The organism is Bradyrhizobium sp. SBR1B (assembly GCF_014198205.1).
Classification (GTDB): domain Bacteria; phylum Pseudomonadota; class Alphaproteobacteria; order Rhizobiales; family Xanthobacteraceae; genus Bradyrhizobium.
This window is the reverse complement of the sequence record NZ_JACIHC010000001.1, coordinates 362,273-374,315: the sequence shown is the minus strand read 5'-3', so window position 1 is coordinate 374,315 and position 12,043 is coordinate 362,273. Positions and strand designations below refer to the sequence as shown.

The 12,043-nt window shown below is 64.2% G+C and carries 8 protein-coding genes and 1 tRNA gene; 5 read left to right on the top strand and 4 right to left on the bottom strand.

Going from position 1 to position 12,043, the window contains the following annotated elements; translation table 11 throughout:
- Nucleotides 1-13 precede the first annotated feature (13 nt).
- Entirely contained in the window at nucleotides 14-1,264 is a 1,251-nt protein-coding gene (locus GGD61_RS01970) for a multidrug effflux MFS transporter (RefSeq protein WP_092259200.1), read from the bottom strand.
- Between the two features lie 361 nt (nucleotides 1,265-1,625).
- Between GGD61_RS01970 and GGD61_RS01965 the strand changes: the two genes are divergently transcribed.
- On the top strand, nucleotides 1,626-2,903 hold the full coding sequence (locus tag GGD61_RS01965; RefSeq protein WP_246785849.1) for a hypothetical protein: 1,278 nt from the start codon (nucleotides 1,626-1,628) through the stop codon (nucleotides 2,901-2,903).
- Between the two features lie 322 nt (nucleotides 2,904-3,225).
- Here the strand turns inward: GGD61_RS01965 and GGD61_RS01960 are convergent.
- Nucleotides 3,226-3,314 (bottom strand) — tRNA-Leu (locus GGD61_RS01960).
- Between the two features lie 173 nt (nucleotides 3,315-3,487).
- Between GGD61_RS01960 and GGD61_RS01955 the strand changes: the two genes are divergently transcribed.
- On the top strand, nucleotides 3,488-3,916 hold the full coding sequence (locus GGD61_RS01955; protein WP_183229962.1) for a twin-arginine translocation pathway signal: 429 nt from the start codon (nucleotides 3,488-3,490) through the stop codon (nucleotides 3,914-3,916).
- A gap of 25 nt (nucleotides 3,917-3,941) precedes the next feature.
- On the opposite strand, the gene GGD61_RS01950 is transcribed toward GGD61_RS01955, so the two are convergent.
- A complete protein-coding gene (locus tag GGD61_RS01950; RefSeq protein ID WP_183229960.1) occupies nucleotides 3,942-5,144 on the bottom strand; it encodes an FAD-dependent monooxygenase in 1,203 nt (400 codons plus the stop codon).
- Between the two features lie 18 nt (nucleotides 5,145-5,162).
- A complete protein-coding gene (locus GGD61_RS01945) occupies nucleotides 5,163-5,408 on the bottom strand; it encodes a zinc-finger domain-containing protein (RefSeq protein WP_007602543.1) in 246 nt (81 codons plus the stop codon).
- Nucleotides 5,409-5,716: 308 nt separating this feature from the next.
- Here GGD61_RS01945 and GGD61_RS01940 point away from each other — a divergent pair, with 308 nt between their 5' ends.
- The 3 genes from GGD61_RS01940 (at nucleotide 5,717) to GGD61_RS01930 (ending at nucleotide 12,001) form a co-directional block, all read left to right on the top strand.
- Complete coding sequence (locus tag GGD61_RS01940) at nucleotides 5,717-6,853, top strand: hypothetical protein (RefSeq protein ID WP_183229958.1); 1,137 nt, start codon at nucleotides 5,717-5,719, stop codon at nucleotides 6,851-6,853.
- A gap of 115 nt (nucleotides 6,854-6,968) precedes the next feature.
- The gene (locus tag GGD61_RS01935) at nucleotides 6,969-7,724 is read left to right on the top strand and encodes an alpha/beta fold hydrolase (protein WP_183229956.1); all 756 of its coding nucleotides are present in this window, start codon (nucleotides 6,969-6,971) and stop codon (nucleotides 7,722-7,724) included.
- 737 nt (nucleotides 7,725-8,461) lie between these two features.
- Nucleotides 8,462-12,001 carry a DUF5801 repeats-in-toxin domain-containing protein gene (locus tag GGD61_RS01930; RefSeq protein WP_183229954.1) on the top strand — a complete coding sequence of 1,180 codons (3,540 nt, stop codon included), beginning with the start codon at nucleotides 8,462-8,464 and terminating at the stop codon, nucleotides 11,999-12,001.
- The last annotated feature ends 42 nt before the right edge of the window (nucleotides 12,002-12,043 follow it).

Sequence of the window (12,043 nt, the reverse complement as noted above, 5' to 3'; positions counted from 1 at the left end):
ATCGGGAAGTTCCTTAAGTGATGGGACGATGATGCGGCTTGAAGAGCCGGCCCTTCTCCACCACCAGCACGATCGCGAGCGCAGCGAGCGTCGACAGGAAGAAGCCGATCGAGAACGGCAGCAGCGTGCCGTCGAAACTCTGTCCGATCGCCATGCCGACCACGATTCCGATCAGCGTCGTGATCGACCCGTAGAGCGAGGAGGCGGTGCCGGCGATGTGGCCCTGCGGCTCCATCGCGAGCGCGGTGAAGTTGGCAACCATCATGCCGAACGAGAACATCATCAGAGCCGAGAGCACCATGAACAGGGTCAGCGGCAGGACACCGAGTATTTCGGTCAGCAGCATCACGGCAGCGACGATTGTGTAGAGCGTCAGCGCGCCATGCGAGATCACGCGCATGCCGAGCCGCCCGACCAGCCTCGCATTGAGGAAGCCGGCGACGGCCGTGCCGGCTGCAATCGCGGCGAAGGCGAGTGGGAAGTAATGGCCGAGGTGATAGATGCCGGTGAAGACCTGCTGGGCGCAGAAGACAAAGGCGAACAGCGCGCCGATGACGCTGCCGGCGGCCGTGGCATAGCCGATGGTCTGGCGATTGGTCACGGTCTGCCGAAACGCCGAGAGCACGTCGGCGGGCGCCAGGGACCGGCGCCCGGATTCAGGAAGGGTTTCCGGCAGCCGCAGCACGCACCAGGCGAGCGCGAGCAGGCCGTAGAGCATCAGCACGACGAAGATGCCGCGCCACGCCGTCACCAGCAGCACCGCCTGTCCGAACGAGGGAGCGATCACGGGCACCGCGATGAACACCATCATGGCAAGCGACATCACGCTCGCCATGCGGCGGCCGACATAGCAGTCGCGCACGATCGAGGTCGCGATCACGCGTGTCGCCGAGGTGCCGAGCCCCTGCAGCGCGCGCGCCAGCAGCAGCGTCTCGAACGAGGGCGCCGCGACCGCCAGCACGCTCGCCACCGCATAGACCGCCATGCCGCCGAGCAGCACCGGCCGGCGGCCGAAGCGGTCCGACAAGGGACCCATCACGAACTGGCCGGCGCCGAAACCGATCAGGAAGGTCGACAGCACCAGCTGCAGATGGTTGGCGACGGGAATGTTGAAGGCTGTGCCGATATTGGGCAGCGCGGGCAGCATCATGTCCATCGCAAGCGGATTCAGCGCCATGATGGACGCGATCACGATGACGAATTCTGGAAATCCCATCGGGCGGTGTCCTGCGGACACCCAATCGTCGGCATTGACGTCAGACAAGAAGCTCACCTCTGAAATTGAGCGACTTTATCCATCGCCCATGCTGCGTTGCACAACCCATGTTTCGGGATGGCTGGCAGGCGGAGGAGGGGCGGACAAGAATTGGTGAGGGGAACCCCCGCGCGAGCCGAACGCGGGTCCTGCTATGGCCCGGAAACCTGTGATTCACCATCCCTCCCTAAAGATCGACGCCGGGCGAGGCAGGTGGGGCCCGGCGGGATGAAACGGAAACGCCTCCTGTCCACTGTGGCGGCCGATGGATGAGGCGCCGAGCTGGCGCCGAGAGAAACCAGGCCAAACAAGGTATCCGATTGTGTCTGATGTCACCGGTACAGCACGATGGTTGGAGCCTTCGGCCGACATGGCTTCGAGGCGTAACCTCTGGCTTGCCTGCCTGATCGCACTGACCGCGCTTCTGGTGTTCGGCAATCTCGCCAGCGACGTCGGGCTCGATGTGAAATATGGCTGGGACACCCGCGTCAATTGCGCGGCGGTGGATGCCTATGTCGGCGGACTCGATCCCTATTTCGTCAAGAACCTGAAGGGCACCAAGCTCTCTTACCCCTATCTGCCGGTGACGCTGGAGGCCTTCCGTCCATTCTGTGCGGACGGCATTCTGGTCGCTCATTACAAAACCATCTTTCCCGTGCTGGCCGTGCTCTGCGGCCTCATCTTGCCAGGTTTTGGCCGAACGCGCCCAAGCGCTCGCGACGTCGGGCTCAGGGTGCTCTGCGCGCTCGGCGCATTCGTCGGTTTCGAATGGGTGCAGGCGTCGGGCAATTTCGCGATCCTGAGCGGCGTGCTGACCGCGATCGCGCTGAGGCTCCTGCTTTCTCCGCCCGCATCCGGAGCGGCAGAGGACCGCAGCTTTCCGTCGCGCCTCGCCGGCGCCGCGCTGCTCGGCCTCGTGATGTCGTTCAAGCTGGTTTTCTTTCCCGTGCTGGCCGCGCTGTACTTCCTGCCGCTGCCGCGCGGCCGCAAGCTGATGCTGATCGCGATGGCCGTGTTCAGCTTCGCCTTGCCGATCCTGATATCGCGGCTGGCATACCCCGATCTGTTCGCGAGTTGGCAGCTTGCGGTGGCCGGAAAGATTCCGGACCAGCACCTCGTCGAGCTGTTCGAGAGCAATCCGTCCCTGCTGCTGCTGGCGAGGGATCTGATGGGCCATGTGGGCCTGATCGATAGCAAGCCGGCAGTCTTCGCGACCTATGCCTTCGCCGTGACCGCACTCGTGCTCGTGCCGTTCGCCCTGTCCGTCCTGCGCTTGATCGGGAGCCGGCCGGCGCACGAAGGAGATTCGCTTCTTGCGCGACTGGATCGCTGGCTGATGGATCACCCCCGTGCGGCAATGCGCATCACGGTGCTGGCCATGTTTGCGCTCTATCTCAGCTCGCCGCGCCTCAAGGAATATGCCTTCTTCGAGCTCGCGCTCTATGCCGCGATCCTGCTGGTCGATCTTCCGGCCAGGGCACTCGCCGCCGCGCTCACCGTCGGTCTCCTGATGCCCTCATTGATCTTCGTGACGGGGAGTTCCTCCGAGGACAATTCCATCCAGCTCTTCAGCGCGCTGATGTTCTTCTGGGTCCTGCTGCTCGACGCCCGTCATGCGGGCCGGGTGCCGGACACGGTCCAGCTATAGCCGTGGCGGTGGTAGAGCCTGACATCGCCTTGGCGGCACGCTCGATGCTTTCGCGGTCGTGGTCCACGCCGCAATAATCGCCCAGCTCTCCGAGCACTCTGCTGTACGTGTTCCAACAAGCGCTCGATGCGGTGGCGATGCGTCGCCTGCTTTCGGTGAAGCGGCTGCTCGGACACGGAAGAGGGCGATCTTCAGATGCTGAAGCCGCGCAACAAAGCTATTGGGCAGATCGAGACGCCACCGGAGGCGTGTTCGATGATCGCTCAGCTGAAGCGGAGGGCAGACCGCCTCCACCAATGGGTCGCGGGAGCATCAAATCTCGTGGTGCGGGCAGCCGGAGTCGAACCGGCACAGCGCTTGCGCACCGAGGGATTTTAAGTCCCTTGCGTCTACCAATTCCGCCATGCCCGCTTGATCCAACGAGATCAAACACTTAAGTCCATCCTAGCCGTCTGGAATTGGCGCGTTGCGAGCCCGGAGGGACGGTTCTTCCTTAAGCGAGCCGGGCGCACAAGGCAAAGCCTCAATCCGGACATCTGTTGTTGCTTTAGGCATTCTCAATCCACGGGGACTATTCATTCGGCATGGCTGCTTCGTTTTCCACTTCGCCGCGCGGCTTCGGCGCGCTCTTGGCGCTGCTTGCGGCCGGCGCCGCGCTGTCCGGCTGCGCCGGTATGAGCGAGACGGTCGCGCCGGCCTTTGCCGATCCCGCCAAATACGAATTGTACGACTGCAAGCAGCTGGAGGCCGAACGCAAGACGCTCGCCAAACGCACTGACGATTTGCGGGGGCTGATGGAAAAGGCCGAGACCGGGGCCGGTGGCGCGGTGGTGTCCGAACTCGCCTATCGCAACGACTATGTCGCCGTGCGCGGGTCGGCGCAAATGGCCGAGGACGCCTGGCGCCGCAACAAGTGCCGGGAAACGCCGCCGGAGGCGACCCCGCCTGCCACGCAATTGTCGCCCGCGGGGGCTGCCAAGCCCGCTTCGAAATCCGGGAAAGCGTCACGCTGAGGCGCCGCGCCAGCGGCGCTTCGCATCAGGGCCGCCAGCCGTAGATCCAGTCCTGCCGCGCCAGCATGCGGTCCGGGCCGAGCGCGCGGATCGCAAGATCGCGTGCGGCCGCAAGCGGCCCGCCGAGATGATAGATGCGGCCCTGCTGCCGCGCGGTTCGCTGCACCCGCAGCACGCGCGCCTGACGGGCACGGCCGTATTGCGTCAGCGCAGCACTGATGCCCGCTGTGCTCTCGGCGGCTTCAAAGCTCAGATGCCGGGCGAGCACCGCAGCATCCTCGATCGCCATCCCGGCGCCCTGGGCTGCAAAAGGCAGCATCGCATGCACGGCATCGCCGAGCAGTGCCACCGGACCCTTGCTCCAGGGGCAGCCATCGGGCACGCCGAACAGCGCCCATTTCCGCCAGCTGTCGACCGTGGCCAGCATCATCCGCGCCGAGGCCGGCCAGCGTGGCGCGGCGAAGGCCTCCATCACTTCCAGCGGATCGCCAGGCGTGCTCCAGCCCGGCCTGTTCCAGGTGCCCGGAAGCACTGCGACCACGTTGAGCTGGCGTCCGCCCGCGATCGGATAGGCGACGAGATGGGCATTCGGCCCCATCCACAGCTGCACCCGGCGCGCGGTGTAGTCCTTCGGCAGTTGCGTGGCGTCCAGCGTGCCGCGCCAGGCGATCAGCCCGGAGAAGCGCGGCTGCACCTCGGGAAACAGATGCTGGCGGACCGTCGACCAGATGCCGTCGGCGCCGATCAGCGCGCTGGCGAGATCGCTGCGGCGGATCGTGCCGCTGCGGTGGACCACCGTCAGCCCCTTGGCGTGAGGCGCGACGTCTTCGAAGGTCGCGCCCAGCTTCAGGTCGATGTCGGGATGATCGGCAACAGCGCCGGCGAGCGCCGATTGCAGGTCGGCGCGGTGCACCACCCAATAGGGGGCGCCGGCCCGCAGCGACGCTGCTTCACCGAGCGGCATCCGCAGCAGCTCGCCGCCGGCCCGCGCGCTCATGATCGAGACCGCTTCCGGAGTGACGGCGCGCAGCTTGAGGCGCTCAGCGAGGCCGAGCTCGACCAGCACGCGGCTGGCATTGGGGGAGAGTTGCAGGCCGGCGCCGACTTCCTCGAGCCGCTCGGCCTTTTCCAGCACGACGATACGGAAGCCGCGGGCCGCGAGCGCCAGCGCGGCCGTCAGTCCACCGATGCCGGCACCGGCGATGACAATCGTGCGGGAGAGCGCCACCCTGACCGATGGAAGCGGTCAGGCCACCTTGTCCTTCAGGACGCATTCCGGCGGGCGGGCTTCGCCCGCCTTCAGGTCGGCCGCGAAACGGTACAGCGTCGAGCAGTAGGGGCAGATGATCTCGTTGTCGTTGCCGAGGTCGAGGAAGACGTGCGGATGGTCGAACGGAGGGTTGGCGCCAACGCACATGAACTCTTGCGAGCCGATCTCGATGACGGGGACACCGGCATCGTTGTGGAAGTGCGGGACGACATGGTCGGACATCGTAACTCATCCTGGAGTGGCAATGGCGGCAGACACAATCAAGAACTGACGCGGCATCTTTAAGGCGCCGCGGACCATACTGGCGGGTGTGGATGATTGCTAGTCCAGCGGAACCGAAAGGTCCACAATTGCCCCATGCTCATTTGCTCATGCAAATTCGACACAATCTTAAGGCCTGAGAGAAGCCCTTCTTTCGTCGGGGACGTTGTGTCGCAATTTTGGCATACTATGTCTGTGGACGAGCAAATTTGTGCCGAAAGACGAATCATCAGGCGCAAGGGATCCCAGGGACTTCCGGGCTTTTCCACATGAAGTGGCTGCGAATCACCACAGCTTTGACCGGCATCGCGGCGTGCGGCTTCTTGCTCGCGCAGGTAGCGCCGCACGCCCGTGAGGCCGGCGCGATCCTCGCCGCCCAGGATGATCCGGCCGTGCTCTCCGAGCTCAAGCTCGATCAAGTGCTGCGGCAGAACGATCGCCTGGTCCAGGACAACATCGAGGCCGCGCTCGCCGCCGGCGATGCCGATCTCGCCGACAGTTTTGTCGCGCTCGCGCGTGACCGCAACATCGCGCTGCCCGACGACCTCCTGAGCCGCGTCAATGACGCGGTCAAAGCCGAAAGCTCCACCTCGCATTTCGCCAAGCGTTTCGCCACCGGCCTCGTCACCGGCAATGCCGACGATGTCGCGAGCCTCTCGGGGACGGTGGCCGGCGATCTCTTCGTGATCGGCGACATCAGGGACGTGGTGCGCGAGGGCAAGCATCTGGCCATGGGCGAGGACACCGACCGGCTCGTGCTCGGGCTTGCGGCGGCCGGCCTTGCGGTGACGGCGGCGACCTACGTGTCCGTTGGTGGCGCCGCGCCGGTGCGCGCCGGACTGACGCTGGTGAAGGACGCACGCAAGGTCGGGCGGCTCGGCGAGGGGCTCGCGGTCTGGGCCGGCCGGTCCGCGCGCGAGGTCGTCGACACGCCGGCTCTGCGGAATGCGGTGGTATCAGGCTCGGTGCTGCGGCCGCGCGAGACCGTCAGCGCGATCAAGGCCGCGTTCCGGGCCGAGAAGGCCGGTGCGCTGGTCCGGCTCGGCAAGGACGTCACCCGCGTCGCCGAGAAGACCGGCACGCGCGGGGCGATGGATACGCTGCGCATCGCCGAAGGCCCGAAGGATGTCGCACGCGCGGCGCGGCTTGCCGAAGCGCAAGGCAGCAAGACGCGCGCGATCATGAAGCTGCTCGGCCGGGGCGCGCTGCTGCTGATCGGCGGCGCGTTCAATCTGGCGCTCTGGCTGTTCAGTGCGGCGCTGACGCTGTTCGGCCTTCTCTCCTCCATCAAGGCGACCACCGAGCGCCTCACCCAGGCCTGGTGCGATCGCAAACGGGCGCGGCGGCTGCGCCGTGCCCAGATCGCAGCCGAAGCTGCCCTGGCCAACGCGGCCGTCACGGCCTGAGGCGCGCGGCGCTTCAGGCTATTGTTTGAGCATGATGTTGCCGGAAAACCGCTGCACAGTTTTCCGGATCATGCTCTAAGATCAACCATTCCCCTCCAGACCCGCGGAACTGCAGATGCCGAGCTTTCACAACGGCGCCGTTGAAATTGCCTATCTCGATGAAGGCGAGGGCGATCCGATCATCCTGGTGCACGGCTTTGCCTCGAGCAAGAACGTGAACTGGGTCTATCCGACCTGGGTCTCGGAGCTGCGCAAGAACGGCCGCCGCGTGATTGCGCTCGACAATCGCGGCCATGGCGAAAGCGCAAAGCTCTACGAGCCCGCGCAATATTCGATCCCGACCATGGCCGGCGACGTGCTCGCGCTGATGGATCATCTCGCCATCCCGCAGGCCGACATCATGGGCTATTCGATGGGCGGACGGATGGCGGCGTGGCTGTCCCTCAACGAGCCGCAGCGCCTGCGCTCGGCGATCCTCGGCGGCATCGGCATCGGCGGCCTGATCGAGGGCACCGGTCCCGGCGAGAACGTCGCCAAGGCGCTGGAGGCGCCCTCGCTGGATGACGTCACCGATCCCGTCGGCCGCACCTTCCGTGCGTTCGCCGACCAGACTCGCTCCGATCACCGTGCGCTCGCCGCCTGCCTGCGCGGCACGCGCGATCTCATGACGAAGGACGAGGCCGCGCGCATCGACTTGCCGGTGCTGATTGCGGTCGGCTCGACCGACGACGTCGCAGGAAGTGCCAGCGCGCTCGGTGCCATCATCCCCGGCTCAGAAGTGCTCGACATTCCGAACCGCGACCACATGCGCGCGGTCGGCGACAAGGTCTACAAGACCGGCGTGCTCGATTTTCTGTCACGCCGCGGCTGAGGCAATGTTGGCTGAGGGGATGACGTTGTTGCCCAGCTATCCTATGCGCAGAGATCTGGAGTCCGCCAAGGGCGCTGACGAGACGTCAGCTCGAAGCGGGTAGGAACGTCAGCAAAGGGCACTAACGGACATTTATCTCGAGCGTTAGTCCAACGAACTGTACGCGAGTGCTGCGCAAGATGGCCGCAAGGCCTGAAGATCATCAAGAGAGCCGCGAGATCTCCTCGCACGAACGCGAGCGACATTGCGCCGCTATTTACATTTGTTAATAATTGGTTTAAATTTTTACTTTCGTCGAGATTTAATACTCGACAGGAATCGAGATTGCGAGCCCACACGCACTTGAACAGAGTTGGCCCTGATTGATTGAGAGGGCTTCAGAGTAACGTTCATTGTTTGGGGAGGCGGCCATGTTTGTGCACGCTGCTTGCTTCAGGAAATATCCAATCAGCAGGGTGTGATCGCCGCTCGGGGCGGCGCACGCTTCCGACCGTTTTGCATGTTTTGCAAGTTCGTTCTCTCACTTGGCAGAGAGACGAAGCGGTCTTGCTTTGTCGTGTGATGCGTGCGTTGCCTCCCGGGTGGCGGGAAATTCTTCGATGAAAGAGAAAGAAGGAGCCTGTGATCGGCTTGCCGCCGATGATGCCGGCGTTGTCGAAACTCGCGATACGCCGAAGAGCTGACGCAGGAATTTCTGATGTGCAAGCCTACCATTATTCTCTTGTAGGAGGTTTCTCATGGCACTTTCAGTCACTCTTACCGGCACAACCGTTATTCTCGACGAAACCGCTGATCTGCAGAACGACGACACCAACACGACGCTCCCGAGCGCGTTTTCAAGTCGGCTGACGGCACTGGGCGCTCCGGCCACGGAGATCAACCACGCGGTCAGCAGCGGCGACGTTATCACCATCAGCGGCGTCACGGGCGCGATCGGCAACCTCGCCTTCACCGATTCGACTGGCGGCGCGCTCGACGGTGACACGAGCGGTCTCTTCACCAATGACGGCGAGGAGGTCTTCCTTTGGGCGGACCCCACGAACGACAACATCGTGGTCGGCAAGACGGCTGCGGGTGTCATCGTCTTCGCGGTCTATCTCGAGCAGACCGCGACCGGTGCCAAGATCTGGAGCGTTCAATACGAGGCGCTGCAGCATCTGGATGGCACCAACCCCGATGACTCCCTCGACCTCGGCAGCCATCTCAAGGTCGCGGTCAGCGAGCAGATCAATTTCGGCTTCGCCGGAGCGCCGTCCGGCAGCAATCTCTTCATGACCTTCGGTGATCCGAACTCCACCCAGATCGTGGTGATTGGCAAGAACCCGCTCAATCAATCCGAGGGCGGGAACATCACGACCAAGGACGTGCTCAATATCAGCCAGGCCGGCAGCACCACCTCGTTCGGCGTCAACGGCAACCAGATCAACGCTGGTGAGGGGGCGTACATCACCTATGTCACGGGCACGAACACGAACTTCCTGGTGCCGAACCTCGATCAGAACGAGGCCGACGTCGAAGCCAACATCGCCTTCCAGAACGTCTTCAACGCGACCGGCGGCTCCTTCACCGTCAACCAGACCAATCCGGGCATCGGCCCCGTCACCGTCAAGATTACGGCCTTCAGCACCGCCGCGGAGACGGGGGTGAATTTCGTCGACGGGCTCAGCAACGACACGCAGATCGCGATCACATCGGCCTCCTTCATCAACGTCGTCAAAAAATCAGGCAATACGCAATATACTCCGGCCGCTACCGTAAACGCCGACGGCACATTGACGGTCACCGGCCTGAGCAGCGGCGACACGGTGCAGTGGACAACGAGCGCAACCCATAACCGCGTCCTGATCGAAAACATCAGCAACGCGGATACCAATCCAGACAACGACAACAACACCTTCGATATCGGCGGCTTCAGCCTTGTCAGCTCCAACGCCGCGAGCGCCGTGGTCGGCACGGCCATCCACTTCGAGGATGACGGCCCGACGGCGGGGATCGTGCAGGGCGCGCCGACCGTGGCGCATGACGAGACCGCGGGCAATCAGGGCGATGCCGATGACACCATCGCGGCGGGCGTGGTGGCGCTGTTTGCGGGCGTAGCCAACGTCAGCAGCGACCTCAGCCCGACCGGTTACGCGCAGGATGCGACCGCTGTCGTGAGCGCGACCGGAAGCTCGTATGGCACCGACTCGTTCGGCGGGACGACGGCCTTCTCGCTGGCGGTATCCGCCGCAGGGGTGGATTCCGGCCTCGACACCACCAACGGCACCAGCATCTTCCTGTTCAAGGAAGGCAACCTGGTGGTCGGCCGCATCGGCGGTGAGACCGGCGCCGCGGCCTTCGCGGTGGCAATCAACAGCTCGACCGGCGTCGTGAGCGTGGCGCAATATGCCTCGCTGAAGCATCCGACCGGCGGCGCCAGCTACGATGAGGCGATCAACATCACCGACAGTGCGCTGCTGGCAGTGGTGACGGTGACCGATGGCGACGGCGACACGAAGACGAGTTCGACCGGCATCGGCGATGCCGTGCAGTTCCAGGACGACGGACCGACAGCGGGAATCGCGCAGGGCACGGCGACGGTAGCGCATGACGAGACTGCGGGGGTCGACGCGGATGCCGACGACACAACTGCGGCAGGTGTTGTCGCCTTGTTCGCTGGCGTCACCAATAAAAGCACCGATCTCAGCCCCGGCTACGCACAGGATGCCACCCCCGTCGTGAGCGCGACCGGCAGCTCTGCGGGTGCCGATAACGAGAGCGCGACGACGGCGTTCTCGCTGGCGGTGTCCGCCGCAGGCGTGGATTCCGGCCTCGACACGACCGGCGGCACCAGCATCTTCCTGTTCAAGGAAGGCAGCCTGGTGGTCGGCCGCATCGGCAGTTCCGCCGGAGCCGCAGCCTTCGCGGTGGCGATCGACAGCACGAGCGGTGTCGTCAGCGTGGCGCAATACGCCTCGTTGAAGCATCCGACAGTCGGTGCCAGCTACGATGAGGCGATCAATATCACCGAGAGCGCGCTGCTGGCGGTGGTGACGGTTACCGACGGCGATGGCGACACGGCGACGAGCTCGACCGGCATCGGCGATGCCGTGCAGTTCCAGGACGACGGGCCGACCATCGGGCCCATCGCCGATGGGCAGGTGGACTTTGCTGCCGGCGCCAGCGTAACCAAGACGCTCAACGCAGCGGGCGGAGTGGACGACCCGGCGACGTACAGTATCACCAGCTCGCCGGCGAGCCTGACGATCCTGGATGGCACGGTCTCGCAGACAACGCTGCTCCGGGCCCTCACGGACAGCAATACTGTCGCCACCTACTACAAGGACGTAGATGGCAGCACCACACACACCGCGGGCGACATCGATTTCTTCAAGCTGACCGTGTCCGGCGGCAACTACACTTTCGATGTCCTGCAGAATCCTCCGCCCGCGGAGGTCAGCTTCAGCTTTGCCGGAGCGCCCTCCGGCAGCAATCTCTTCATGACCTTCGGCGATCCTGCCTCGACCCAGATCGTGGTGGTTGGAGAGAATCCGCTGAACCAGTCCCAGGGCGGCAACATCACGACCAAGGACGTGCTCAACATCAGCCAGGCCGGCAGCACCACGTCGTTCGGTGTCAACGGCAACCAGCTCAATGACAGCGCCAATTATCCCACTGAAGGCGCGTACATCACCTACGTGACTGGCGCGAACACGAACTTCCTCGTGCCGAATCTGGACCAGAACGAGGCCGATGTCGAAGCCAACATCGACTTCCAGGCCCTGTTCAATGCGACGTCGGCGTCCTTTACCGTCAACCAGACGAACCCGGGCGTCGGACCCGTCACCGTCAAGATCACGGCCTTCAGCACCGCCTACGAGCCGGGGGCGGGGTTCGTCGACGGGCTCACCAACGACACGCACGTCAACATCACGTCGTTCTCGATCACCGACTTCGTCGTCAAAACAGGCAACTTGCAGTTTACACCGCAAGCGACGATCGACGGCGACGGCAATCTGATCATCACCGGGCTGAGCACCGGCGACAAGGTGCAGTGGACGACGAGCGGAACGACCCACGACCGCGTGCTGATCGAAAACATCAGCGCCCATGATGGCATCGATGGCAACGACAACAACACGTTCGACATCGGCGGGTTCAGCCTGATCCAGTCGCAGCCGGCGCCCGACGAGAAGCTCGACTTCACCGTGCAGATCGCTGATGCCGACGGGGATACGGCTTCCAGCAGTTTCTCGGTCGGGATTGACGGAAACCACAACGGCGTCATCACGATCTGAATCGCAAGCCGCCGGCTGCACGCCGCTTTGGCGCGCAGCCGG

Excerpts from the sequence above, each read along its gene's own strand:
- GGD61_RS01965 (WP_246785849.1), top strand. The coding sequence starts at position 1,626 with ATGGCTTCGAGGCGTAACCTCTGGCTTGCCTGCCTGATCGCACTGACC.
- GGD61_RS01955 (WP_183229962.1), top strand. The coding sequence starts at position 3,488 with ATGGCTGCTTCGTTTTCCACTTCGCCGCGCGGCTTCGGCGCGCTCTTG.
- GGD61_RS01945 (WP_007602543.1), bottom strand. The coding sequence starts at position 5,408 with ATGTCCGACCATGTCGTCCCGCACTTCCACAACGATGCCGGTGTCCCC.
- GGD61_RS01940 (WP_183229958.1), top strand. The coding sequence starts at position 5,717 with ATGAAGTGGCTGCGAATCACCACAGCTTTGACCGGCATCGCGGCGTGC.
- GGD61_RS01935 (WP_183229956.1), top strand. The coding sequence starts at position 6,969 with ATGCCGAGCTTTCACAACGGCGCCGTTGAAATTGCCTATCTCGATGAA.
- GGD61_RS01930 (WP_183229954.1), top strand. The coding sequence starts at position 8,462 with ATGGCACTTTCAGTCACTCTTACCGGCACAACCGTTATTCTCGACGAA.